The sequence below is a fragment of the Pseudomonas syringae group sp. 26L6 genome (assembly GCF_032587815.1).
In the GTDB taxonomy this organism is placed as follows: Bacteria; Pseudomonadota; Gammaproteobacteria; order Pseudomonadales; family Pseudomonadaceae; genus Aquipseudomonas; species Aquipseudomonas amygdali.
This window is the reverse complement of the sequence record NZ_JAWHPJ010000032.1, coordinates 1-519: the sequence shown is the minus strand read 5'-3', so window position 1 is coordinate 519 and position 519 is coordinate 1. Positions and strand designations below refer to the sequence as shown.

The window sequence follows — 519 nt, the reverse complement described above, 5'->3', positions numbered from 1 at the left end:
AAAATGATAGAATAAAGGGTAGAAATATTAGAATAATTGAAGTGATGATATTAAATTTTGGATATATTGTTAAAATTTATTTATTTAATTTTTTTAAAGATGATTATTTAGTATTAGATATATTTAAGTTTGTGAGTATTTGGTTAGGATTAGTGTTAGATTAGAGTTAGATAAGTATGAGGAGTATGTTTAAAAGATTGAATTTATGAGGAGAGATAGTTGATATATTTATATTTTTAAAGGTAAGTAAAAAAAGGGATGTGGGAGTTTTTTTGTTTGTTTTTGAGAATGTAGATATATTGATTGTTTTTTTTTGTAAGTTTAGTTTTTTAAATATTTTTTTTATGTTTGTTTGGTTTTGGTTTAATATTAATTTTAATTAGATATTTATAAATTTAAATGTGTTTAATATTGGGTAGTTATTTTTAGGAAAATTAGATAGATAAGTTTTGATAATATGTCCAAAATTTGATATCATTGTTTTAATTATTTTAATATTTCTGCTCTTTATTCTATTAT

The 519-nt window shown here is 19.1% G+C and carries 1 pseudogene; it reads left to right on the top strand.

Going from position 1 to position 519, the window contains the following annotated elements:
* Positions 1 to 44: 44 nt before the first annotated feature.
* Positions 45 to 272: pseudogene (locus tag RYA97_RS16640) on the top strand (IS4 family transposase); the annotation flags it as partial.
* Positions 273 to 519 lie beyond the last annotated feature (247 nt).